Annotated in this window: 17 protein-coding genes and 2 pseudogenes; 6 read left to right on the top strand and 13 right to left on the bottom strand. The window is 34.2% G+C overall.

The features are described from left to right. From JR312_RS02570 to JR312_RS02545, 6 genes and pseudogenes are all read right to left on the bottom strand, one after another. Nucleotides 1–1,040: pseudogene (locus tag JR312_RS02570) on the bottom strand (TrbL/VirB6 family protein); the annotation flags it as partial. 81 nt (nucleotides 1,041–1,121) lie between these two features. Further along, the gene (locus JR312_RS02565; RefSeq protein WP_416647653.1) at nucleotides 1,122–4,127 is read right to left on the bottom strand and encodes a TrbL/VirB6 family protein; all 3,006 of its coding nucleotides are present in this window, start codon (nucleotides 4,125–4,127) and stop codon (nucleotides 1,122–1,124) included. Then, on the bottom strand, nucleotides 4,124–6,523 hold the full coding sequence (locus JR312_RS02560; protein ID WP_416647652.1) for a TrbL/VirB6 family protein: 2,400 nt from the start codon (nucleotides 6,521–6,523) through the stop codon (nucleotides 4,124–4,126). Before JR312_RS02560 ends, JR312_RS02565 begins: the two co-directional genes overlap by 4 nt. A 17-nt stretch (nucleotides 6,524–6,540) precedes the next feature. After that, on the bottom strand, nucleotides 6,541–9,114 hold the full coding sequence (locus tag JR312_RS02555) for a TrbL/VirB6 family protein (RefSeq protein ID WP_006015045.1): 2,574 nt from the start codon (nucleotides 9,112–9,114) through the stop codon (nucleotides 6,541–6,543). Further along, entirely contained in the window at nucleotides 9,107–11,512 is a 2,406-nt protein-coding gene (locus tag JR312_RS02550) for a VirB4 family type IV secretion/conjugal transfer ATPase (protein WP_416647651.1), read from the bottom strand. Before JR312_RS02550 ends, JR312_RS02555 begins: the two co-directional genes overlap by 8 nt. A 9-nt stretch (nucleotides 11,513–11,521) precedes the next feature. Then, complete coding sequence (locus JR312_RS02545; RefSeq protein WP_006015054.1) at nucleotides 11,522–11,818, bottom strand: type IV secretion system protein VirB3; 297 nt, start codon at nucleotides 11,816–11,818, stop codon at nucleotides 11,522–11,524. A 64-nt stretch (nucleotides 11,819–11,882) separates the two neighbouring features. Between JR312_RS02545 and JR312_RS02540 the strand changes: the two genes are divergently transcribed. Beyond that, complete coding sequence (locus JR312_RS02540; RefSeq protein ID WP_416647650.1) at nucleotides 11,883–13,460, top strand: lysine--tRNA ligase; 1,578 nt, start codon at nucleotides 11,883–11,885, stop codon at nucleotides 13,458–13,460. A gap of 602 nt (nucleotides 13,461–14,062) precedes the next feature. On the opposite strand, the gene JR312_RS02535 is transcribed toward JR312_RS02540, so the two are convergent. The 5 genes from JR312_RS02535 to JR312_RS02515 all read right to left on the bottom strand — a co-directional run bounded on the left by JR312_RS02535 (nucleotide 14,063) and on the right by JR312_RS02515 (nucleotide 19,051). Further along, entirely contained in the window at nucleotides 14,063–15,295 is a 1,233-nt protein-coding gene (locus JR312_RS02535) for an IS256 family transposase (RefSeq protein WP_416647493.1), read from the bottom strand. A 129-nt stretch (nucleotides 15,296–15,424) separates the two neighbouring features. Then, a complete protein-coding gene (locus JR312_RS02530; RefSeq protein ID WP_416647649.1) occupies nucleotides 15,425–16,459 on the bottom strand; it encodes an ankyrin repeat domain-containing protein in 1,035 nt (344 codons plus the stop codon). 176 nt (nucleotides 16,460–16,635) lie between these two features. Beyond that, a complete protein-coding gene (locus JR312_RS02525; protein ID WP_006014932.1) occupies nucleotides 16,636–17,214 on the bottom strand; it encodes an RlmE family RNA methyltransferase in 579 nt (192 codons plus the stop codon). Between the two features lie 75 nt (nucleotides 17,215–17,289). After that, a complete protein-coding gene (locus tag JR312_RS02520) occupies nucleotides 17,290–17,805 on the bottom strand; it encodes a PopZ family protein (protein ID WP_264330977.1) in 516 nt (171 codons plus the stop codon). Nucleotides 17,806–17,815: 10 nt separating this feature from the next. Beyond that, nucleotides 17,816–19,051, bottom strand: coding sequence for a TolC family protein (locus JR312_RS02515; protein WP_416647648.1), 1,236 nt, complete (start codon nucleotides 19,049–19,051; stop codon nucleotides 17,816–17,818). A 120-nt stretch (nucleotides 19,052–19,171) separates the two neighbouring features. On the opposite strand from JR312_RS02515, the gene rplM reads away from it, so the two are divergent. The 3 genes from rplM (at nucleotide 19,172) to JR312_RS02500 (ending at nucleotide 20,536) form a co-directional block, all read left to right on the top strand. Next, complete coding sequence (gene rplM / locus JR312_RS02510) at nucleotides 19,172–19,630, top strand: 50S ribosomal protein L13 (RefSeq protein WP_416647647.1); 459 nt, start codon at nucleotides 19,172–19,174, stop codon at nucleotides 19,628–19,630. 11 nt (nucleotides 19,631–19,641) lie between these two features. Continuing rightward, nucleotides 19,642–20,079, top strand: coding sequence for a 30S ribosomal protein S9 (rpsI, locus tag JR312_RS02505; RefSeq protein ID WP_264330974.1), 438 nt, complete (start codon nucleotides 19,642–19,644; stop codon nucleotides 20,077–20,079). 145 nt (nucleotides 20,080–20,224) lie between these two features. Further along, a complete protein-coding gene (locus JR312_RS02500; protein ID WP_264330973.1) occupies nucleotides 20,225–20,536 on the top strand; it encodes an HU family DNA-binding protein in 312 nt (103 codons plus the stop codon). Here the strand turns inward: JR312_RS02500 and JR312_RS02495 are convergent. After that, nucleotides 20,529–21,236 carry a pyridoxine 5'-phosphate synthase gene (locus JR312_RS02495; protein ID WP_264330972.1) on the bottom strand — a complete coding sequence of 236 codons (708 nt, stop codon included), beginning with the start codon at nucleotides 21,234–21,236 and terminating at the stop codon, nucleotides 20,529–20,531. The two genes, JR312_RS02500 and JR312_RS02495, sit on opposite strands and share 8 nt — an antisense overlap. Before the next feature lie 372 nt (nucleotides 21,237–21,608). On the opposite strand from JR312_RS02495, the gene JR312_RS02490 reads away from it, so the two are divergent. Further along, nucleotides 21,609–22,064 carry an Hsp20/alpha crystallin family protein gene (locus tag JR312_RS02490; protein ID WP_416647646.1) on the top strand — a complete coding sequence of 152 codons (456 nt, stop codon included), beginning with the start codon at nucleotides 21,609–21,611 and terminating at the stop codon, nucleotides 22,062–22,064. 855 nt (nucleotides 22,065–22,919) lie between these two features. Here the strand turns inward: JR312_RS02490 and gltX are convergent. Beyond that, entirely contained in the window at nucleotides 22,920–24,272 is a 1,353-nt protein-coding gene (gltX, locus tag JR312_RS02485) for a glutamate--tRNA ligase (RefSeq protein WP_416647645.1), read from the bottom strand. A gap of 151 nt (nucleotides 24,273–24,423) precedes the next feature. Between gltX and JR312_RS02480 the strand changes: the two are divergent. Then, nucleotides 24,424–24,868 (top strand): annotated as a pseudogene (locus JR312_RS02480) (hypothetical protein); the annotation flags it as partial.

The following is a 24,868-nucleotide window of genomic DNA, read 5'->3' as shown; positions in this document are numbered from 1 at the left end:
ACAAAATTGTGAAAGCTCGTACTTTTTTCAGCTATATTTTCGAACATCGCCTGTGCAGCTGCAGGATCATTGCTATCAAAATGCTTTTTACAATTTTCGTTAATCAATAATACACATTTTAGATAGTTATAAACGTAATCAAAAAATCCAAAGTTACTTGGTTTCTGCACTCCGTTCAAAAATTCAAAAGAGTAGCCACCTGCATTATCTAGATAATATCTATCTAATATCTTTACATATATTTTCCATCCTTTTTCTAACCCCACCTTATTACAATTTCTGTCCTGTAATGTGGTGTTATTTCTGTCTAAAGTAAAAAGCCCACTTCCATCTTCCGCTACGGAATTGTAACCTAGATGTACAGTAGGAGACTCAGGGTTACGCATGGATTTTAAATTTTCGTTAGGACTAGAATCGCTAGGCCTTTTAAATAAAAGATAAGCACCATGGCCGTTAGTAAACCAACATGGAGCACCACGTGATACTGTATTTGCGCTATCATCTTCATTAATGCACTTGCAATTTACAGTGCAACTTGCATTAGGCTTACTTGAAAATTTTTGTATGCTAGGTTTATAATCATTACAAACCAAGTGAAAGTCAGGCAGACTGTTGTCACCTTCCCCTCTTTCAAATTTGGTTGCATATTTTAACTGCTCCAAACTTTCCAAACTATAACTACTTTGAGATTCCTTCTTATTACTATTGCTCCAAGATGTCCATGCACCATTTACTCGTACTACTAAACTATCTCCATTGGTTTCAAGGCCGGTATCCTTCCACTTCACTACTTGATTAGGGTGAAAACCATAATTGATTTCTCCGGTTTCAGGATCAATAGGTTCTCCACTTTCACCTTCTGGAAAAAACGCATCATGACCGATTGGAAAATGAGCACCAATTGCAATGGGTTCAGGACCAAAATAATCAGCAGATATACATCTTGGAAAAGGCATATCATTCTTACTACAACCTGTAACCAGCACACAGATTACCAAAATTAATAACCTAAACCAACATTTGCCTAAGCGTGATTGCATACCTAAACTTTTTCCAATACAGAATAAATTTCTAAAACCTTACTTCAAATATCTTTTTAATTAGTTACTCCATATATCTCATCAATCTTCCTTGACTTGTCCTTTTGTTTTATCAGAATCCTTTTGCTTATCTGGCTGGCTTAGTGTTTCAGATTTGCTCATTTCTCTGCCAGTACTCGCTTTCCCATCTGCTTGCTTTGGTGTATCAGGCAATTTAGCTTCAATTTTGCTACGATCTTTACTCATTCCCTGCTTGATGTTATGTATCATATTTTGGGTTCTATCATCAAGGCCAACAGTTGACAGCATAGCTTGTGATGCGCTCCTAGAAATATGACTAACACTTTGGGCAACTCCATAACCAGAGCTGAACAACGCCTGCGCCATAGTTTCTGATATAGAAACAAAAGCTTCCATTGCACTAGCAATGATGAGATATATAAATGCCTGGATTAGATCTATAGGTAATGCTGCAAAGTGCCCACCAGCCCTCTCTCCAGTACTGAGCGCAACATCAACACTAGTACCAGGACTATACCCAAGAGGTAATATTGATTTCATAAGACACAGATCATACGATAAAAAATTTACACTAATTAAGCATTGATAGCATGCAGAAAAATTTGTGAGGTTATATAGAACTGAATACATTAACTGGTTTAAAAGAGACAAGGATGAAAATAAAATGACTGGTTGCAATGAAACATGAGCCAGCGTTTTTATCCAATTATCAAATAATGTTTTAGTTTGTTGAAATAGAATAAATACGATAAATAAAGGTGCCAACGACAATAAAAATGCTACTAAAACAGTAGATATTACATACTTAAACGTAGCACTAATAATGCATCTTAAAAACACAAAAGTGGCATAAAGTATTGCCAAAAATGCAATAAAGCCAAAAGGTCCTGATAGCACTAAAGACAAAAATTTCAGCCATGTTTCTCCTGTAAATAATACTCCCGCTGTTAAATCTAAGAATGCAAATTTTTTACCTCCTTCTCCTATATAGCCAGAAAAACTATCAACTAAATAAATGCTACCATCAACAAAAAGCCCAGACAAAGTTGTACCAAAGAATTCCCAACTTCTATCACTAAAAGCAAAAGCTATAAATGCTATTTTGAATATTCTTATAATAAAATCGAATTTACTTAATTGTATTGTTCCAAGCATATAGCCAACAACAGTAAATATAACGTATAGAATAAGCAAAGCTCTTACTCCTTGTAGAAGGCCTCTTGCATATCCTTTGTATAAATCTTCAACACTACCTACAATTCCTGTTTCGCATTTTTTTCCTGCTGTCTCAGTACATGAGGAGCATTTTTCTCTTGCTGTTGTATCACATGAGGGGCATTCTCTTCCTGTTGCAATACAAAAGATATTTCTTATAGTTGATGAAATAAAATCGTTTATTTTTCTTTTTAAAAATAAATTTACTGTGTATTTGTTATCTTCATAATATTTGCCTTCTTTGTCCGTAATATCATCTTTCTCTACATTGTGCACATTAATACCAAAATATACCTTCTTAGATTCTTTATCCCCCAAATGACTTCCATCTATTATGTAATATTTTATGCTATCTTCTTTAACTTTAATTAAATCTCTTACTCTTTTAAAATTATTAGTGTCAGCAGGTCTATTTTTAGGCAGCTCATCACCTAGATACACATACAACTTTCTGCCGTCAGTGAATTTGCACGATCTAGTCACTTCAACATGATATCCACCTCTATGAAGTTGGTAGTTGCCATTACTTGCTATAGCAAGCATCACACTACTACCAGGTGTTATACCTTTTATTTTATAATCATGATTTAATCTCAGAGAGTAATCTTCAAATTTATAATTAATCTGTGAACATACATTATCTCCTTTCGCACCTTTCTCATTTGGAAAACATTGAATACCTTTAGCAGTATCCTGATCATCAAAATCGCCAATTTTTGCAACAAGAGCTTCGGCCCAAGAAATATCTCCTCTGTCCTCTTTGAAGTTTAATTTAGAATTTGATATTAAATTAATGTCAATCTGCTTAGAATCCCTCTTATTTTCTTCAATCTTTTTTAGTTCATCCTCAATACCTTTAAGGTGAGAATACATGTCACATGTATTTCCTTTATCATACTTCTCATACCTGACAGAAGAAACACAATTTCGTTTTCCTTCTGCACCTATCCCAAAACTCCATATACCCTCTTTATTGTAACATACGTTCTGATAGTAACAATTAAGTTCATAAGAACTGTACTTGTTCAGCTCATTAAAATCACACCTTTTCCCATTACATAATTCATTCAGTCCTATTTTAGTTCGTCGTAAATCTAACAATGCACCATTTATCCATGAATTTTGAATATAATCCTTATTAAAATGTACCTTATTATCATATGGAGTGTAGCCATTGCCAACTAGCACTCTTCTTTTATTCATTTCTTCTTTATTCAGCGGCGGAAATTCTACTACAGTTCTTTTACCACTTTCTCCACAAAAGAACTTTCCTCCGTTTAGCATGTCTCTTATTGTAGCTCTGTCTTTTTCATCCCCTTTTTCAGTTCTATAGCAATTATCATCAAAACTGATACCTTTTCCTTGTGGATTGTCATAATCAATCGTTATCTCTCTGGGAACTAAGCTAAAGCTTAACTTATCACCAGGATTTGCTTTAATTCCAGTATCTACATAACGTCTATTGCTATAGAATTCATTATTTCCAAAGCCTATGTCCCCACATATTTCTCGTTCATCAAGACTAGCATTATCAGTTAACTTATTACTGTAATTTGGTATTAAATCATTAGCACAAAATACAGCGGGCACAAGTACTCTCTTTGGATTTTTCCCTTCTTTAAGAGGACAAAGATTTACTGACCCACCAAGAGTAAATTTGATTTTCTCATCCTTGCTAATTACTTGACCAGAATCAACCCAATGAATTTTAACTCCTTCGCCAGCTTCACGAACTGGAACATCTATACTGACACTAGTATTTCTGCTCTGCAACCCAGGTTCAACACAATCCATTGTGCAGCCAGTAATTACAAGACATAGTATCAATAATAATGATTTTCTGCTCATCATTGATTTCCTGTGTTTGTCGGTATTTTAGGTGCTGATCTCTGAGCTGATTGTGGTATTTGAGGTCTTCGACTTGGTGTACCAGATTGCTGACCTGCTCTTCTTTGGATACTTTGTTCATCTAAACCTACTGTTCCCATTAAGCTTTGCTGATATTGCCTTCCTGGTTCGCTTGCTACATAAACACCAAACAACGAATCAGATATTGTTGAAGATGCCTCAACTAAAGCTTTCATAGCATGTCCCAAAATCACAAAAGCCATCATAGCTGTGATGTTAGGTGCATGTTTGGAAGCATAACAATAAATAATACAAGGATTAAAAATCTTTAAGTTAAGATTAAGTATACATGTAGGACAGACCTCAAAATTAAAGACCGAATACACAATATAATCCATAACCTGGCTTATTAATGATATAAAAATTAAAAGCACTACCGGATGAATTGCAAATCTTGCTAAATTTTTGACCCAATTGTGAAACATCTGTCTAGTATATCCAAATAGAAGGCAAATAATAAAAAGAGGCGCCAAGGAAAGCAATAATGCAACTATTGCTATAGATGTGATAAAAGAAAATAAGGCGTTAAACATCGATAAGCTCACTGTTATCAAACCCCAAATCACCAAGCAAAACGATACAATACCCAAAGGACCGGAGAATATAAGAGATACTATTAGTAACACTGAGTGTGCTGATAAAAACCTATTGAGCGGCAAATCAAGAAATTCAAAAACATTTGATGTTGTACCTCTGAAATTTGCTATTTCTATTAACTGTTTTGGAGCATTAACAAAAATAGAAAATGCATTGTTATAAAAAAAACCCCAACTGTTATCGTTCAGCAATTGGGTAATAACTCCTATCTTTACACATATAATTAAAAATTCATATATAGAAGCATGAGACAATCCAAAAAAGTAATAAAGGGTGTATAAAACTATATATAATACTAATAACGACACTATTGTAGATCTGATGGTATTTGTTCTATTTGATGCTACAAAACTTTGATAAAGAGACTTCACAGGGCTAGTATCAGAGTGAATCGCGTTAGTGTCTTTGTAGCTAGAACCGAAAAATGCAGTTTTTACTTTTTCATCAAAAAAATTATATATCGCACTAAAAGTTCTTACAGGTGGCTCTTTAGTTGTAAGGTTAATGCTAAACTGACCCTCATTTTTCTTATAATCACAGCCATGATCTCTTATTCCGTAATATATAGTGCCACTCTTGTCCTTTAGCTTTTCTTTTAAGCCTTCCATATATTGAGTATTATAAACTTTGCTAATGTCTACAGGTATATCTCCCTGAGTTTCATCGGGCTCACGCTCAGGAAATTTGTCAGAAACGCTTATATATAAGCTTTTTTCTAAATTAGGGATTCTTGTTACTCTTATGTTGAAACCACCCTTGCCCTTACCATCACCTAAACTAAAAGTTAACTCTGGTTTTGGATGGTTACGATCTATCTTATGATCACAGTTAATACATATACCGCCTCCTGGAATGTGTTCAAATTCCTCATTATCCATGTGAACACGTAATAGTGTAATGTCAGTTTTTACCCGTTTTTCCTTTAATACGTTATCAATAATTTCAGCAATAACAGATTCACCTCTAGAATTTAAAGTATTGAATATCTCACCTTCTATACTATTGTATTCAATATATACGCAACCTTTTTCTCCGCTGCCGAAAGAAAATTTACATATACGTCCACAGAGTAAATTTAAAATGCGCGTATCTATCTTACTTGCACTGCTCTCTGAAAGCTTGCTACAGTCTACATTTTCCCCTTGCTGTTTTATAGAGTCGATGACATTTCTAATTTCCTCTCTTTCACTTTGATCTAATTCTGAAGACCAGTACTCTTTTCCATTTAACCATTGTGCATTGCCTATTTCATATTTATTAGGACATATTGTGTACTTGTATTCTCCATTTTGCCATATTGCCTGACATTCATTTTGATTTAAAACATGTGCAAAATACTCCGTCTCTCCTTCACCGCAATTTTCGTCAATTTTTTTGTAGGTGACCATGCCATTATTGTTTTTACACATTTTACTTCCAACAACACTAAAGCTTATCGCATCGCCAGCTTTAAGCGCAAACGGTAATGTAACGTTTCTTACTCCAGGTTCAATTGCAAAATCTTTATATTGCGAACAAAAATTAACCTTATTAGGTACTATATTAATCTCTGTTACTTTTATTTTATCCGAAATATAGACTCCAGAATCAACCCATTTCTGCTCTGTTGACACTATATCCAATTTCTCACGCAAGCCTGATGAATCTTCTGGCTTAATACACCCGCACCCAGATAATAAAAAGAGTATCTCAAAACTTATGCATAGCTTAACCAAATTTTGGTTGCTCAAATGTTCAAACATCTGTTACTCACCTGCGCTCACTCTCCACCTGATTTTATAGATTCACTAGAGGAAGATCCCGATCCCTTATTATCATCTCCACCTCCTCCAATAGCCCCTCTTGCCTTATTTACAGCCGCAGCAGCAACTTGACCAGCACCTCCAGCAGCAGCTTTGGCAGCAGATAAAGCTTTATTCACCATTTGTGCAGGAGTGCTACCTGAACCAAGTGCTGCTCTGTGATTACCAGCAAGCTCAGCAGCCATGCCGGGAAGAACGTTTAAAAAGTGGTAAAAGAGGAATAATACTAAACACAATTTTAATAATTCTCCGATTAGAGAGCTGCCAAACTCCATGTATGTAAAGTCGAATAGACCAAGTATGCTGCTCTTTTTAAAGCTATAATTTTGCATCATACATGCGAGAGTAGTTTCATTTTTATCACATTCCCTATCTTTCAACTTAAACCACTGTTTTTTCTTACTATATGAGATTTCTGCTTGTTTCTTTTCATATGACTTGTCTGGTTGTTCATTTTTATATGACTCGTCCAGTTTAAAATTTAAATTTTTAAAATAGATTTTATCACATGCTATGAACATAAAGGATAAAAACGCAAAAAGGATAACTGGGTATAAACTGTAGGTAATTAACTCTTTTAGCCAACCATCAAAATATCCCTTAGTATGTTGAAACAAAACCATAGGAATGAATAAAGGCGATAAGATGATAATTACACTAAGCGCAACTAAAGATAAGATAAATACATAGCACATCCACAAAATAACCATCATCATCAAAATGGCCATAAATATACAGACAAGAGCTACTAAGATCTGTCCACCAGCGAAAATAATACCAATCACCGAACCTGCAACTAACAAGACAGGAGCAGCGCCAAGCAAAACCGCTAACGTTGCAACACCTCCAGTACCAATTTTGCCACCAATTCCATCTAAAGGGGCACCTAAATAAAATAAAATTCTGCAATCAAGCCTATCCCAAGGTGCAAGATAACTGTAGGATACCCTCTTTCCTGCGCGATCGTATTCATAATCTGTACCTGACTCATAATTACATATATTTTTACTTTCAGATGACGCTTTAAGCACTATCTCTGACAAACCATTTGAAAGCTTTGTTAATTCCCCGTAATAATGAGACATAGTGCTACCTGTCGTAAAGTAAATCACTAAAGCGAATTTAATGATCAACATGTACATTTCTTGCGGACTACGCACTCCACCAGACATAACTTTTATAGAGAACAGTATTAAAGCTAAAACTAGAACAGCAGTTACAGTATTTTTCAACCTTCCTTGTGCTACAGACAAAAAACTACCCTTAGCATGTCCATTTTTGTCTGTAAGTAAGTTACCACTTGAATCAATACCTGCCACTAAATTATCTAACGACTCCTTAATACATTGCACTATCATAGAAGTTATGGGAATAGGAGATAATGACTTACTTCCCGCTTGATTGTAGCAAGCTTCAGAGACATACGAGCTAAAACAGCTTTTATTGTCATAACCTACAAAAATTTTTCCTTCTTTTTCTTTTTTCCTGATAAGAGTTTTATAATCGTCATCCCTGTTGATAAAACTCCTTTCTTCACCACCTGTACCATCTTTATTTTTGAATAATATCACAGATTGTTCACACATAGGAGCAATCGGATCAGGTGGTAATTCCGTGCATCCTATATCAATTCCTTGCGGCCAAGCAGTTCCAGCTGCCCTAACTTCAGCCAATTCCACACATAACCTACCCATTTTTCTCAGTGCCCTGAACGTTGATCCATATATGTCTTCGCTCTGTCCAGCTTTAAGCACTTTACATTCTAGATCGCCATCAACCTTCGGAGACCATGACCCACTTTCATATCCAGTATCTTTCTCTCTGATATCAAAGTCTATGTATCCATCTTCCCCTCTGAAATTAAAGTCATTCGTCTTGAAAAGGTTGCCAAATGTTAAAGGATTGCGATGACATACTTCTATGTATTCACTATATTGCACACCATTTTTTGGCCAGTAGTAGTGTTCCCTATCAACATTCACAACATCCCAATCAGTAAAGTTTAAAATATCTTTCTCTGTTTGTTTTCCATCTTTTCCTGATCTTTTCTGTAATGCAGAAAAATATTCATCTTCTGTTCGATAATTTTTATCTGTGTCACCACTATAACCTGTGTCTTTTAGTTTAAAATTTTTATATCTCCCATCATTATCGTATGCAACTGGATGCCTAACAAAACTATGCTGACAAACAATAAGTCCCCCCACTGCCTTCCAGACTCCAACAATTGCAGCTATCATTCCAACGATAACAAGAGCAGTAAATAAACCAGCAGAAGAGACAATCAAAACAATACCAGTAAATATTGCACCAATAGCAATTGCTATCCCAGCAACTGCTGCAGCTGTTTCAAACGCCTTACAGTCAGGATTAGAAGCACGACTAAAGCTGCCAGTAGAATTAAATCTGCTAACAAATTCCGTTTTGTCAGTACCACTTACTGTATCTGCAAACACTGGATATGAGAGCAAAAAATCTATATTTAACAAAAATATTGCAACTAACAGTAATGACAGTTTAGTTTTAAACATTTTTCACCTTTTGATAAAACACAGGCAACCACATCTTTGGATCATCTCCGACTTCTTTCAGTATATCATGTAACAATAGGACACTTTCTGCACGTCCAGATAACACGTTGACCACATCATCCAAATCTTTCAGATCTATTCTAGCTACTACAGCATTAACTCCCTGCTTTACTAAAAAGAATCTAGTACTTGGATCTGTGTGTTTGATCAGTATGTACTCACGTTCAGTTAACATAAAAACATCTCGATAGACACTAGTAGCTTTCAGATTTGGCAAAAAAATTTGTGTTGCTGTCTGCTGTACAAGTGTATCACTAATAGCACTTTTACTTGCATCTTCAACACTCTGAGTAGCAAAAACCACAAAAGCATTTAACTTTCTCAGCACTTTCAACCAGTCTTTTATCTTAGGTGCAAAAACTGGATTATCTATTAACGCCCATGCTTCATCAAGAACAATAATAGATGGAGTGCCATCAAGTGATATACTAATCCTATGAAACAAATAAATCAAGACCGGCCCAAGAGCAACAGGATCTTTTAGCAAGCTAGCCATTTCAAAGCCAAACACTCTTGCTTTTGAAAAATCTAGCAAATCTTCTTTATTGTCAAATATTGCAGCATGAGAGCCATCATCATGCCACATAGATATTGCTCCAGCTAGAGTATCAGGGCCTGCAAGTCCTAAAAATGGTACAAGATTTCTCAAAAATCTGTCTTCTTTTTTTAATTTAAAATTTCCCTCAATTGCATCATTAATTCTAGCAATATCTTCTGAAGTGAATTTATCGTTGTACACTAAAATTAAAGATTTTATCCATTCCATCAAAAATGTTTTATTATCAGGAGTATCGTCAAGTTGCAGAGGATTAAAATTTGTCTTAGTTCTTGGTTCTATTATAGTATAGATACCACCAAGTGCTCTTAAAAAAATTTCTGCACCGCGATCTTTATCAAAAAAGAATATTCTTGGAGAAAATTTCATTGCTTGAGCACATAAAAAATTCATTAAAACAGTTTTGCCAGCACCTGTTGGCCCAATTATCATAGTATGTCCAACATCCCTTATATGAAAGTTGAAGAAAAATGGAGTGCCAGATGTTGTATCAAAAACTGTAACAGCATCTCCCCAGTGGTTATTGAATTTTTTACCAGTAGGATAATTATGTTGAGATGCAAAACCGGCCAAATTAAGACTACTTATTGTACCTTTTCTTACTATATAATCAAAATTACCAGGAATTTGCGCCCAAAATGCTGGTTCTAGATTAACCCTCTCACGAACAGGATAAACACCACAATTAGAAAGCTCCGATTCAACCAATGATAAAGCATTGTCCAATGATTTAGGGCTTTTTTCTATACATAAGATAGTTAAATGGTGTTCACCAAACGCAATTTTACCACTCATTGCATCATCAAGCGCATGAGAAATTTCTGCTATTTGAGAAATAGCTTTATCTGCAGATTGTATCATACGATTTTGCTGTATCTGCATTTTCGCAATTGCCATTTGCCTATTTGTAAATTGAAAAGACTGCGTGATAATAAATTCATAAGGAAGTTGTAAAAAAGAATCAAGCATTCCTGCAGAAGTATTATTTCCATATTCTTTGATACTAACTATTCCAGCATATTTACTTTCATTATGAGTCACAACCTGTATCATCTTATGGCCAAAAAATAACCTATGAACTGGTAAGTATCTTGATATTTCAGTTTTTAGTGGAAAAAGCGTATTTGTAACAAAGCCACAATTTACAATTCTAGACAGAAACTCCATCATTTCACAAAACAGTCCGTTTGGAGTTTCTTTTACTCCAAGGACTTTAGGCGAATAATTCCTAAGGCTTGTTACTACACGATTTGTCGTTTCCTCTAAATCTTCATAGGTATCACGCATATCACTTTCCCAAGCATGTTTTGAAGTTACATGCCCAAATTTTTTCAGTAGATGTGATAAAAATTCTGCTCCCTTTGTATCTGCCCTACGAATAATCGTAATGTATAAATCATTAATAAAAGATTGCCTAGTTGCGTGTTTTTCTCTCCATTTTAGATTTACATGGTTAGCAAAAAAATTTGGTAAACTCTGGTTTGCAAATTCATCAGAAAAGATATTCTTCTTACGCCTGATGGTATGAAAGTACAAACTAAATGCTGGAGATGAAATGCTTCTTAGCATCTGATTTCTGATATTATTTTGTATCACCAAGTCTTCATCATCGGCCGTTTCAAACGCAAAGCCATTTAATTTTATGAATTTAACTAACCAATTCTGCTTTGTTATCAAGGTTGTACTATTCCAATAGCAAGAATAAGGTATAAATTCAGCAGCGTGAACCTCTCTACTTAGAATAGATTTATTCTTTGATTGAATAGCTCTAAATCTCAACATTGCATAACATCAAGTAATGTCATAAGAATTGGCTCCATGATAAAACCGATTTAAACATTTGGAGCATTTTCCCAACTTTACCATAAATAACTCAATAAACAACGGTTCCTTTGCAGAAGCTATATAGCCAAGTCCATGTATACCTGGTAACATCAGGAGAATTACTCTAAGATCATTTGTATTAATGAAAATTAGCATGCAAATTAGAACGTTTAATATTGCAAACATATAACTCACACCAAAGAGCATTGCAGGTCTTGTAAGACCTTTAAATAATTGATTCGTTTGTATGCTGCCAGTAGACATATCTTTAACCTTCTAATAAGAGCTCTAACACTAATACTACATCATTAATTAAAAATCTATTGAAATGAATAGCACTTTAGGTAAGATAATTAATTTAAATTCAATGATTATAAGCTGGCCATTTCAAGAAGCAGAAAAAATACTACAAGAATTCCCTAATAAAAAAGAGATAATATTTGAGACTGGTTATGGTCCCTCGGGTTTACCACATATTGGTACTTTTGGGGAAGTTTTTCGTACCACAGTTATTGCAAACGCTCTAAAAAAAATAGCTCCTAGTATAAAAACCAAAATCATTGCAGTTTCCGACGATATGGATGGTTTGCGAAAAATACCAGATAATGTACCAAATCAGGAAATGCTAAGAGAGAATCTGAACAAGCCATTAACCATGATACCTGACCCATTTGGCACTCATGAGAGTTATGGTCATCACATGAATTCGTTGTTGTGTAAATTTCTTGATTTGTTTGGATTTGAATACGAATTTAGGAGTGCAACAGAGTGTTATAAATCTGGCGTTTACGATGAAAAACTTTTACTCCTGCTGAAAAATTATGATAAAGTGATGGAAGTAATGCTTCCATCATTTCGGGAAGAAAGGCAGCAGACTTACAGTCCATTCTTGCCGATATGCCCAAAAACTTCCCAAGTTTTACAAGTTCCAGTAATTGAAACAAATACAGATAAAGGAACAATCACGTATGAAGACCGAAACGGGAAAAAAATAGAAGTTCCAGTGACAAAAGGAAAATGTAAACTGCAATGGAAACCTGATTGGGGGATGAGGTGGGCTGCATTCGGAGTTAATTACGAAGCTCATGGAAAGGATTTGACTCCATCTGCTGTGCTTTCAAGTCAAATATGTAAAATACTTGGAGAAAAGCCACCGCTTTTGTTTTGCTATGAGTTATTTCTTGATAAAGAAGGAAAGAAGATATCAAAATCAAAAGGAAATGGTATTTCAATTGAGGAGTGGCTAACTTATGCACCCACAGAGAGTTTAGCGTTATACATCTTTCAGAGTCCTAAAAAAGCTAAACGTTTATATTTTGATGTGATACCAAAATCAACTGATGAATATTTGGAGTTTGTTAAGCGTTATAATGAAAGTAAAGAAAAGGATGTAAACAGTCCTGTATGGCACATCCATCAAGGTAAAGTTCCAAACGTAGAAACTTCAGGCATAAATTTTTCGTTACTTTTAAACCTGGCAGCAGCTTGTAATGCTGAAAATAAAGAGATTCTTTGGGGTTTTATATCAACTTATGCACCAAACGTTACACCAGAAAGCAACAAAATGCTAGATAGGCTTTCGGATTTTGCAGTTAGGTATTATCACGACTTTATCAAGCCAACAAAAGCGTATAAAGCTTCAAACGAAAAAGAGAAAGAAGCGTTACTAGATTTAAAGAACAACCTACATTCCCTGCCTATTACAGCCACTACTGAAGAGATTCAATCTCAGGTTTTCTCCATCGGAAAAAAACATAATTACAATAACTTACGCGATTGGTTTCAGTTTTTGTATGAAACATTACTTGGACAAAAAACCGGTCCTAGAATGGGATCTTTTATCAAGCTTTATGGGATAGATAATACAATCTCTCTTATAGAAAGTGCTATTGAACGTACACTTTAGAGTTTACCTTCTTTCATTTGAGCCCTATAGTTTTACTACTTGACAAACTTTCCCACTTTTCTTATCACACCAATAAGAGTATTTATCCTTGTTTTTGGGCTCAACGACAAAATTCAGTAAAAAACTCAGATATTTATTGGCAAATTACACAAAAATTATAGCGGCTTTTTTTATTTTTTCTACATTCAGCCAAAACGCGCTTTAAATAAGCGTTAGCACATTATTACAACGCCAATTTACATTATTATAGGGTCAAAACTCGCTATACGGGGATTCTTTTGTCTTTTTTTTATTCAGTAAATTTCTTAATATTTATAACTAAAGTAATTTTAGAGAGCCAGCGCGTGACCAACCTGGTCAGTTTTCTGGATCCCAGTACTGGGATGACAAGAAGAGAGCTGACTTGAATGACACCAAATGGACACTGGGACAGAGGCTACTTTAATAATATTTCACCATGTCATTCCAGCACTTGATGCTGGAATCCAGAAGTTTTTTTGAGCACAAAAGTTATGCTAAGTTTTTCTTGGTAAGAAACCAGTGTCAGCTACTTGAATGAAACTATTTTGGGAACGTTCAAAAAAGTGTGTCAAACCGCATTTTCAATTCAACTCAATTTTTAACCTACCAGGAAAAAAGATATCAAGTTGAGACATAGTTAAAGCCCAATTAGGCAAAGCAGTAATCCACTTTTGCTCTACCTTTTTTATAGCACAATATACCTGTTTGTACAAGGCATTTGTACTGGTAAATGAACCTTTAGTTTTAGTAAATTTCCTGATTTGTCTATGCAACCCCTCAATTGGATTGGTGGTGTAAATCATCTTCCTAACTGGCCCAGAATACTTAAAATAACTAGATAAATTTTCCCAATTGTTTTGCCACGATTTTGTAACTAAGGGATATTTTTCACTCCATTTTTCTTCCAGCTCAAGCAAATAATTCTCAGCGATTTCTTTACTTGAAGCACGATATATTTTTTTTAAATCATTCATGAAAACTTTTACATCTTTGCTAGATACATATTTCAGTGAATTCCTTATCTGATGCACTATACATAGCTGTACTTCTGCTTTAGGAAATACACTATTTATAGCTGTAGGAAAGCTTTTTAGTCCATCAATGCAGGCAATTAGAATATCTTCTACTCCTCTTTCTTTGAGGTCATTTAGAACTCCCAACCAGAAGTTAGCTCCCTCACTTTCAGCCAAATAAAAACCTAATACTTCTTTTCTGCCATTTTGATTTATGCCCAATATATTATACATGCATTTACTTATACAATGTCCGTCCTCCTTGACCTTAAAGAACATGCCATCCATAAACACTATTGGATACACTGATTGCAGTGGGCGGCTGCGCCATTCATTGATTACTGGAAGCAGTTTATCAGTAATACTAGATATCTCTGCTGCTGATATTTTGTGGTCATATATTTCCTCAACGTGTGAAGCTATGTCTCTGTATCCCATGCCACTGGCGTATGTACTTAAGACCTTTGCTTCAAGTTCTGGATGTAGGCTTGTTTGCCTTTTTTTGACTATTTGCGGTTCAAAGCTTCCCTCCCTATCTCTTGGTGTTAGCAGCTCAAATGAGCCTGCACTCGTGCGTAAAGTTTTTGCGTTTCTCCCATTTCTTCGGTTATTTTCTTCACTTTCAGCTGACATGTGGCTTTCTATTTCACCTTCCAGACTTGCCTCTAGTAACCTTTTTATAAACGGTGTTAATGCTCCATCTCTTCCTGTCAATGGTCTTCCTTCTCGTATAGATGACAGGATATTTGTTTCTAATTCTTTATAATCTACCAAACCAGTAGTTCTATTTGCTTGACTCATATCAAACCTCCATTTTTTATATCAATTTATTACTTTTTTTTCGGTTTGACACACTTTTTTGAACGTTCCCACTATTTTGGATGAAAATCAGTGTCAGCTACTTGAAAAGGAAGAAGGGACTTCTTCCTTCTACTTAACTACACTGTTACACTTGACTGTGAAGAAACTTCTGATTGTACAGCAACTCCATTTAGCTTCCTGACCAGGACTTGACTTTGCTTTTGCAATAGCGTCCTTTAACTCATCACAAGGCTTATACACTTCATACGTAATACCACCAGCAACAAGTCCCATTACTACAGCAGCAGCCACAGCTATCCCAGCCATAGCACCTACTGATAATGACACACCAAAAAAATATGCATAAGTAACTACTATAGCAGCTATACAAGATGCAATAATAAATATATGAGCACCCAAGACTATTCCTCTCATAATCGCATCTTCAGTAACCATTTCTGCTAGATTTTTGTTATCACGATTACCTAATAAAGGATCAGCACCTTTTTCTAATAGAGCTCTTACTATCTTTTTATGATGTCCCCGAGCAGCAACGTACAAAGGAGTGTCTCCATATTTATTTGGAAGATCAATACTAGGCTTCTTAGCTAATAGAGCCTCTACTATCTTCATTTTGCCTTTCTCAGCAGCAAGACATAAAGGAGTGCTTTCACTTTTATCTTGCAAATCAACATTTATTCTGTCTACTGCTAATAGAGCTTTTACTATATTTTCGTTACCTTTTTTAATAGCCAAATGTAAAGGAGTGCTTTCACTTTTATCTCGCAAATTAACATCAGCCCCCTTATTTAATAGAGCTTCTACTATTTTTTCGTTACCTTCTTTAATAGCCAAATGTAAAGGAGTTTCTTGAGATTGATTTTGCAAATTAACATCTATACCTTGTGCTGCTAATAGAGCTTTTACCACATTTTCTTGATTATCTAGAAATGCTACATGTAATAATGTTAATTCTTTTTTGTTATAATAATCATTATAACTAAATTCATAATTTATATCAAAATTTTCCTTCTCCCATTCTTGATAAGTAGATAGGTCTCTTTCTCCTATTTCCTCTTTTGTTTTTTCAACTATGTTATTACCATTCAAATCACTTCCACGATTTACTATACTTAATATCTGTTTCAACAATGCTAAATACATATCAAACTCTCCTATAAAAATAATAATATACTTTAATTATTATATACTTAAGTAATAAAGTCAAGAATTTAATTAATTATCATAAATATTTAAACAAGAAAAAGGGGCTTTTGTGCTAGAGTTATTAATCTTCAGTTTAATAGGATAAGATTCGTCAACGTTTCTGTAAGTACCTGCTATACAGAATAGTTGCCACCAAAAAAGCCTAAACTTACTAAATACATTTCTGTAGATTCAGATCTACTTGATTTTGGTTTGAAGTATCTTACTGTTTTGAACATTTTTTTTAGCTCATTGCAGAAATCTTTATCAGACTCTCCTTGAAAAATTTTTACTACAAATTTGCCATCATGATTCAAAAAATGCTTTGCAAAATTGAGTGCTGCTTCGCATAAAAGCATAATTCTGATATGATCTAACGATTTTAAACCGCAAGATTCTGGTGCCATATCAGATAAAATTACATCAAATTTGTGATCCTTGAATTTTTCTCTTAAAATTTCAAGTTCGCTGATAATATCACACTGTATACACTCTACTCCACTAATTGCGTTTATTGGTTTTATGTCAACAGCAATCACACTCGCTCCTTTCTTAGATGCAACTTGTGACCATCCACCAGGAAAAGCGCCAAGATCAATAATTTTTTGCCCTTGTTGGAGTAGTTTAAATTTATCGTCTATTTCTATTAACTTATATGCCGAGCGCGATCTATAACCGTCCTTATTGGTTTTTTGCACATACTGATCATTCAAATGGCGATGTAGCCATCTTGTTGAAGATAATTTTCTACCTCTAGCTGTTTTTACTCTGGTCTTTATACTAATAACCTACTTATTATTGATTATATCTTTGAGCTCTTTTTCAACTACTTCTTTTACCAATGCATGTAGATACTTATTCAGCCACTCTGAAAGCTGAGGTTTTAAAAGAGATACAACTAATTCTTCAACAGTAAGATCCGCTCTTTTTTGTTGTTTATGCCGTAGTTCGCTTTGCATCTTTTCAAGCAATGTTTTAATTTCCTCCATATTTTCTTTTAAAACTAAATGCTCGTTACTTTGTTCTTGATAGCTCACTTTGTTACTACTCATTTGGATATTATTATACAAATTTTTCTCTTCTGAGTTGTAACTATTAAATTGGTTATTCATTTTCTCACTTTGGCAATTATTCTCTTCTTCACTATTTTCTTTTTCTTCGATGTCTTCTGGGTACTCCTCTTCAAGGCATAATACTTCATCATCTTCATCTATTATTTCTGCTCTATCGCCACTTGGATTTTTACCCGATATAGCTTTTTTTATATCTTCTAGTATATCTTTTACAGATTGATTATCGCTCATACCATTAAATTTAAAGGTTTATACTATTTATCATAAAAAGCAAGTTGTAAACACTAATTACATAATTGCTTTTTGCCTGAATTAGATCGGAACGTGCTTTAAATAGTTCATCTTCAGTATCCAAAAGATCAATTGTGCTCTTTAAATTTAAGTTTACTTCTTGCGCAACTCCTTCCAATGCTAAAGCTGCCGCTTTTTCTGCTTCTTGACTTGCTTTAATAATAGCTTTTGCTGTCAGCACGTTATTCCAAGCATTTATAACTGCTTGTTCTATATTTTTTACTGCTTCGTAATAATCGTAAGTGGATTGTTTTGCATCCATTTTAGCTCTACTAACACCAAAAACATTAACTCCTCTTTTAAAGATCGGAATATCAAGAGTAAAGACAACATTCACATTTTCTAGTAACGTGTCTAATTTTATATTGTCCTTTCCAAAATTTTTACTTGCGCTTAGATTCAAAGAAGGAAGCCACTTGGAACTTTCAGCAATCACTTCCATTCCAGCAGCTCTTTTTTTATAAATAGCTGCTTTTAGGGACAAGTTGTTGGTTTTTGCTAACTGTAAACATTCATTTAATTCTGGTATAGAAGGTAGTTTACCATTAGTCTCGTGAAGATTATCAGCATCTTCACCAATTAAATGATAGTAAGCAATATTAGCGAGCTTTAATTCACCTTCAGCATCAACTCTTTTGGATATAGAAGATGAAAATTTTGCTTTTGCGAACAAAACCTCAGCATTAGTAACTTCTCCAAGAGAAAAGCGTTTTTTCATAGCTGACAAATGTTCTAAAGAAACACGTTCTTTATGTTCCCCCAGTTTTAATATTTCTGCCTTTTGTAAAACATTAACATATGCTTTCACAGCGCTGAGTGCAACTTCTTGCTTAGACTGCTGAAATCTAATTTTTGCTGCTTTAAGAAGATGATTTGATCGGCTGAATGTAGCAAAAGTGCCACCACCATCTATTATTCTTTGACTTAATGTTAGACGTTTTCCAGAGTTTCGTAGACCGTTAATAATATTAAAATTACTATCGAAATTATATTGTAAATTGATGTCAGGTAAAAACCCAGCCAATCCAGAAGATTTTAGTTGTTTTTCAGCACTCTTATATTGGTAAAATTGAGACTTCATTTTTGAGCTGTTTTTGATAGCTTTGCTTATAGCTTCCTCCAAATCAATTGCATAGCAACCTATGGTACAAAAAGCAATTACAAATATAATAATCAATCGAAACATTTTGCTTTCTAGCATGTTGTTTAAGTTATTAGCATAAATTACTTTAATAATCAATAACTAATGTTGTTGACACTATCAAGCAACTTAAGTATATCATAATCTACTGTTATGTATTGATATATGAAGACTTTTTTCTTAAAAGAGAAACAAATTGATAAAAAATGGCTTGTTATAGATGCAGAAGGATTAGTAGTAGGAAGGCTTGCAGCATTTGTAGCAATGCTATTGCGTGGAAAACATAAACCTGAATATACACCTCATATGGACTGTGGTGATAATGTAATCATTGTTAATGCAGGAAAGGTACATTTTACCGGAAAGAAATTTAAGGATAAAATCTACTACAGGCATACAGGTTATTCTGGTGGTTTAAAGAAAACTACTCCAGATAATGTTTTAAATGGCAAATTCCCTGAGCGTGTGATAAAAATGGCAGTAAAAAGAATGCTTGATGATGGTCCTATGGCACGTAGACGATTTGAAAATTTGTATGTTTATTCTGGTTCAGGACATAAGCATCAAGGACAGCAACCTGAAAAAATAGATTTTGCCTCTTTAAATCGTAAAAATAAGAAATAATGGAGTAAAAAGTGAAAATAAATAATAATGATCAGCCAAAAAAGGCAATAATTGACTCACTTGGTCGTTCATATGCCACAGGTCGAAGGAAAGAATCTGTAGCAAGAGTATGGATAAAGCCAGGAAGTGGAAAATTTAGTGTTAATAAAAAAGATGATTTAATTTCTTATTTTAAAAGAGAATCAGTGTGTCAAATGATTAAAGCGCCATTCATAGTAACTTCTATGTTAGATAGGTATGATGTGTTTGCAACTGTAAAAGGTGGAGGACTATCTGGCCAAGCAGGTGCCTTAGCTCATGGAATAAGCAGAGCTTTAAATAGTATAAGTCAAGATCTACACTCTATATTACGTAAAGGTGGATTCCTAACTAGAGATTCACGTGTTGTTGAGCGTAAGAAATATGGTCAACATAAAGCTCGAAAAAAATGTCAGTTTTCTAAGAGATAATTGTTTCATAATGGTATTTTTTTGTAAATATTATACAAGTTCTTACAAGGGTTTATGACATTTTCTCTTTTTATGACGAATTTAGTTGACTATTAGCATTAGCATAATATGCTGTTTATGTAATTTTTCAATATTAAGGTAATTTATGAGTAAAGAAGATATAGTAAACCAACTGAGTAAAGAGTGCTCTAGTCAAGGTATAGATATAACAAAAGCTAGTTTAGGTAAGCTTCATGATATTTTTATGGAAACAATCAAGAACGATCTAATTTGTCAGGGTGAAATACGTTTGCATGGAATAGGGACATTCTCTACTGCTATAAGTAAGGAAAGACAGTGCCGCAATCCTCAAAATGGTGAGATTATGACTGTTCCTGAAAAGAAAAGGGTAAAGTTTAAAGCAAGTCAAGCTCTTTCAAGTGCTTTAAATAACAAAGAGAAAGCATCAGCTATTTAGATATAGTCATTTTCATCTTTTTAGTTACACTGTGTAAGCCATGAAATATAGCCTCGCTGATTAAAGAATGGCCTATATTAAGAGCTGAGATGTGAGGTATCTCTTTTATTCTTTTAGCATGTTTATAATTTATGCCATGCCCTGCATGGCATTCTATTCCTAGCTTATTAATGTATTCTGCAGAGTTAGTAATAAGTTTTAATTTTTCTTCTGATGGATTATCACAGTAATTCCCCGTGTGAATTTCTATTATGTCAGGCTTTCTTTCTAGCTTCTCAAGATATTTTAGTTGATTAATATTTGGATCGATAAACAGTGAGACTTTTGTGTCAAAGCTGTGCATTTCCTCTATTATACCAGAAAGTTTACTGTGCATATTCACGATATCCAAGCCACCTTCGGTTGTTAATTCTTCTCTTTTTTCTGGTACTATACAAATCGAGTAGGGTTTTACTTCTTTTGCTATTTTGAGCATTTCTTCCGTAGCTGCAATTTCAAGGTTCAACTCAGTGCTAATGTTTTGTTTTAGATTGAATACATCCTCATCTCTGATATGCCTTCTGTCTTCTCGTAAGTGTACAGTGATAAAATCTGCTCCAGCATCAATAGCTATTCTTGCTGCTTTTAATGGATCTGGATAAGAAGCTCCACGTGCGTTGCGAAGGGTTGCAACGTGATCAATATTAACGCCCAATTTCACAATTTACCTCAAAAATTATTTATAAATTATACATATTATTAGATCTTATGCATGTCATTGTTTAATGCCATAGCTGAAAGACGGAGCTAGCAGTTATACCAATTCTCATTGTTGGCAAGTCAAATAAGAAACATTCAAAATTGTTTGATTGTGGAAGTGGAAAGAGAAGTAATAAATTTGCGTACACTTGCCCTTTTTTACAGTTAATCTAGTTTATAGAACTACTCGTGGTAATCCAAATAAGATTTTTTCTCATAATCAAGTTATAGTAAACTGGAACAATTTTTCGCATCTAAAAAATTTTAGATTTAGGATTGAAATTAATAAGTGGAGTGATTATGTAATGCATGTATTAGTAAAAGGAGGTACAACATGAGTAATATAGTTCATTTAAATAAAAACAATAATCGTGATAATTTTAGTGTAAGAGGGTTACAAAGAGCCGTTGATGACATATTTGATAGCTTTTTTACAGGATGGAACCCAGAGCTTTCTAAAAGAGGCAGTAGCCTACTACCAGTTTGTGACCTTTATGAAACAAAGGAAAGCTATTGCCTATCATTAGAGTTACCAGGTATTCCTAAAGAAAGCATAGATATTAGTATATCTGGCAATAACTTAATAGTGAAGGGTGAAAAAACATGTGATAATGAATCAAAAGATAAGCAGTTTTACCATAAAGAAAGGTACTATGGTTCTTTCTATAGATCTATTCAACTTCCAACAAATGTAGAGCAAGATAAGGTATCTGCCAACTTTTTAGATGGGGTATTGCATGTAACCATACCTAAGTCAGAGAAACACATCAAGAAAATTGATGTAAAGTAACCAGTAAGTAATAGCAGGCTTCTGACCTTGGGGCTTGCTATTTTAATATCTGTTCAGCAAAGTGGCAAAATAAGGTAAACGAGAAAAGACAACTAAATGAGTGTCATGAAAGTAACTGATGCTGGCTCCCTTATGAAGGTGTCATCTTAGCACCCAGAGACTGTTTTTTGATTGAAAATATTGTCTTGTTTGTGATAAATTTTTCTGGATTCCAGTGCCGAGCACTGGCATGACATTATAGAAGCTGGAATTACAGTGTCAGCTACTTGAATGACAATATTTGCTGTGTAATTTACCTTAAAAATGAATATTCCTACAGCTACGTGTAAGCTACTTTCATGATACTCATTTACTTGTCTTTTTTGCCACTTTGCTGAACAGATATGTAAAATATTAACTTAGCAATACAAAAAATTATCTATAGATTAGACACACCATTAGATCTTATGCATAGTCATTTTTTAATTCCATAGCTGAGACGGAGCCTGCTCCCCTTATCATGAAACTGAAGTCTATATGGTACCACAGTATAATGATATAATAAAATATGAAAAAAATACCAATAAAAAAAGGCAAAAAAAGCCCGTATTAACTTTAACAATTTAAAATGATTTAATGTGAAAACCATAGGCGCCAATTGTTTTTTTAACTTAAAAATAAAAGTCAAGTATCAGGAATTCTAGACATAAACCCTCCTATATGAATAAAGAGCTAGCAAAAATAAACTTATATATTTTTTGCTGAAATTTGATTATTTGGTGAAAAAACCTGCAGGTGAAGATAGATTTTGAATCCTAAAAAATCTTCATCCTCCACTATAATGAAGCCACCAGAGTCTGTCAAGTAATTTTTTATTTAAACTGCTCGCAATCTTTTTATACACTCATCTTTACCAAGAATTACCATGATATCGATGATTCCAGGCGCATCCATTATTCCAGTTATTGGGGCACGTAATGAGTGGTATATATCGCTCATTTTTATATTATGTAATTTTGAAAATTCCTTAATCTGAGAAGATAAAAAATTCTTATTCCAATCTTCACTACCTACACTCGAAAGAAATGATGCAAGTAACTTAATTACATCGAGGTTAGATTTGACAATTTGCTGAGCTTCTTCACTAAAATCAACTTGAATATAAAATTTTGCTAAATCCAATAATTCGGTCAGATAGTTTGCTCTTTTTTTCAGCTCTGTCAGTCCCTGAAGTAAATAGCCCTTTTTTTTGTCAGTTAGAGTATTTTCTTCAAAAATAAGAGTAAGGATATCTTCATTGCTCATGTTACTAATATAATGATTATTTAAATGTTCCAGTTTTTTAAAATCAAGTCGTGCAGGTGAACGACCGATATTTTCCAAATTAAACCACTCTATTGCTTGCTCATCGCTAATAATTTCATCGTTACCATGACTCCAACCAAGTCTAAGAAGGTAGTTACGCATTGCTTCTGGCAATATTCCCATCTTTTCATAATCGCAAACACTTGTAGCACCATGTCTTTTAGATAACTTATTCCCGTCTTCTCCATGAATTAGCGGTACGTGTGCAAAGCGTGGGACATCAAAATCAAGAGCCTGATATATCAGCAATTGTTTAAAGGTATTAGTGAGATGATCAGAGCCACGTATAATATCGGTTATTCCAGCATCATGGTCATCAACCACTACAGCAAAAATATATGTTGGAGTATTGTCAGAGCGCAAGATTACTATGTCATCAAGCTGGTCGCTACTTATTGTAACTTGGCCGTATATTTTATCGTCAACAACAATATTTTCTGAGTCTGGCACTTTAAAGCGAACAACAGGCTCTGCATTTGATGTCGAATGAGTACACTTATGCTTATATATTTTTCCTTCTTCTCTTGCTCTTATTTTCTTCTCCGCAACTTCATTCTCGGGGCAGTAACAATGATACGCCCTACCCTTTTCAACTAAAAGATTTGCAACCTCAATGTGCTGCTCTATTTTTTTTGATTGATATATTATTTCCCCATCATAGTTTATTCCAAGCCATTTTAACCCATCTATTATTGCATCAATTGCTTCCTGTGTTGAACGTTTTCTGTCGGTATCCTCAATCCTTAGTAAAAACTGGCCACCATAACGCTGCGCATAGAGCCAATTAAATAAAGCTGTGCGAGCTCCTCCAATATGTAAAAATCCTGTTGGTGATGGAGCGAATCTAGCGACTATACCTGGCATATTTGTCTATTGTGATAACGTAACCGATGATAACTAAAATTTGCACTTGCAACAACGTGGAACTATAGTAAATTTGAAAGATCAATTTACATTTATTTTTAACAAACTGCATTGTATAATTTAATATTAGTGAATGCAGTGAGGTGTATATATGGATAATTTATTTGAAATTGCAAGAGGAGTTGTAACAAAAGAGGATGAAAATAAATTTATTGAAGCTTGCAAGAAAAGAGTTGCTTGTGTAGCTAAGCATAGAATTGATAAAAATGGAAACCCATTTCATATAGCAGCAAGTAAAGGGTTTCTATTATCTGCGTTACAGGAGATCATAAAGTATTTAGAAGAAGATACTGAGAGCAAAGTCAAGAAAGCAAAAGAAGCTAAAGATTGGGAAGAAGTAAAAAGATTAGAAAAGGAACTTAAGAATAATAAGAAATATATTAAGGAAGCACTCCTCGATAAAAGCTATATTAAGGATGACGGGAAGAAGGCAGTATCACCCCTTTATTTCTTGGACCCTGCAGAGCGGAAGGAAGTTAAGCAAATTGCAGGGGAACGTTCAAAAAAGTGTGTCAAACCGCATTTTCAATTCAACT

Source organism: Wolbachia endosymbiont of Nasonia giraulti (assembly GCF_048054155.1).
Taxonomy (GTDB): domain Bacteria; phylum Pseudomonadota; class Alphaproteobacteria; order Rickettsiales; family Anaplasmataceae; genus Wolbachia; species Wolbachia pipientis_C.
This window is presented reverse-complemented; position numbering and strand designations above follow the sequence as displayed.

Excerpts from the sequence above, each read along its gene's own strand:
- JR312_RS02500 (WP_264330973.1), top strand. The coding sequence starts at position 20,225 with ATGAGTAAAGAAGATATAGTAAACCAACTGAGTAAAGAGTGCTCTAGT.
- JR312_RS02535 (WP_416647493.1), bottom strand. The coding sequence starts at position 15,295 with ATGAGTCAAGCAAATAGAACTACTGGTTTGGTAGATTATAAAGAATTA.
- JR312_RS02560 (WP_416647652.1), bottom strand. The coding sequence starts at position 6,523 with ATGTTTGAACATTTGAGCAACCAAAATTTGGTTAAGCTATGCATAAGT.
- JR312_RS02515 (WP_416647648.1), bottom strand. The coding sequence starts at position 19,051 with ATGTTTCGATTGATTATTATATTTGTAATTGCTTTTTGTACCATAGGT.
- JR312_RS02550 (WP_416647651.1), bottom strand. The coding sequence starts at position 11,512 with ATGTTGAGATTTAGAGCTATTCAATCAAAGAATAAATCTATTCTAAGT.
- JR312_RS02555 (WP_006015045.1), bottom strand. The coding sequence starts at position 9,114 with ATGTTTAAAACTAAACTGTCATTACTGTTAGTTGCAATATTTTTGTTA.
- JR312_RS02565 (WP_416647653.1), bottom strand. The coding sequence starts at position 4,127 with ATGATGAGCAGAAAATCATTATTATTGATACTATGTCTTGTAATTACT.
- JR312_RS02545 (WP_006015054.1), bottom strand. The coding sequence starts at position 11,818 with ATGTCTACTGGCAGCATACAAACGAATCAATTATTTAAAGGTCTTACA.
- rplM (WP_416647647.1), top strand. The coding sequence starts at position 19,172 with ATGAAGACTTTTTTCTTAAAAGAGAAACAAATTGATAAAAAATGGCTT.
- JR312_RS02520 (WP_264330977.1), bottom strand. The coding sequence starts at position 17,805 with ATGAGCGATAATCAATCTGTAAAAGATATACTAGAAGATATAAAAAAA.
- JR312_RS02490 (WP_416647646.1), top strand. The coding sequence starts at position 21,609 with ATGAGTAATATAGTTCATTTAAATAAAAACAATAATCGTGATAATTTT.
- JR312_RS02530 (WP_416647649.1), bottom strand. The coding sequence starts at position 16,459 with ATGTATTTAGCATTGTTGAAACAGATATTAAGTATAGTAAATCGTGGA.
- gltX (WP_416647645.1), bottom strand. The coding sequence starts at position 24,272 with ATGCCAGGTATAGTCGCTAGATTCGCTCCATCACCAACAGGATTTTTA.
- JR312_RS02540 (WP_416647650.1), top strand. The coding sequence starts at position 11,883 with ATGAATAGCACTTTAGGTAAGATAATTAATTTAAATTCAATGATTATA.